Source organism: Achromobacter sp. SIMBA_011, from assembly GCF_046535435.1.
GTDB classification, from domain to species: Bacteria; Pseudomonadota; Gammaproteobacteria; order Burkholderiales; family Burkholderiaceae_B; genus Achromobacter; species Achromobacter dolens.
In genome coordinates, this window is sequence record NZ_JAWRWN010000310.1 from 1 (window position 1) to 279 (window position 279).

The following is a 279-nucleotide window of genomic DNA, read 5'->3' on the forward strand; positions in this document are numbered from 1 at the left end:
GCTTCATCAAGCCGTCGCTGGATCGCCGCAAGCTCGCCAAGGCCAAAAGCGGCATTCTGGAAATTTCCGAGGAAAAAGGCTTTTTTCACAAGCATTTCCTGAAGCTGGCGCTGGTTCTGCTGCTGCTTTATCCTGTGATCGCCGTGCAATTGTTCGGCTTTCAGGGCTCGCTGAAATTCGTCGACAATTTCGGCATCCAGATCCTGATCTATGTGATGCTGGCCTGGGGTCTCAATATCGTCGTCGGCCTCGCCGGCCTGCTCGATATCGGTTATGTGG

1 pseudogene is annotated in these 279 nt (G+C 53.8%); it reads left to right on the forward strand.

Annotation, left to right across the window (positions count from 1 at the left end):
* A pseudogene (locus SB816_RS31095) lies at positions 1-279 on the forward strand (hypothetical protein); the annotation flags it as partial.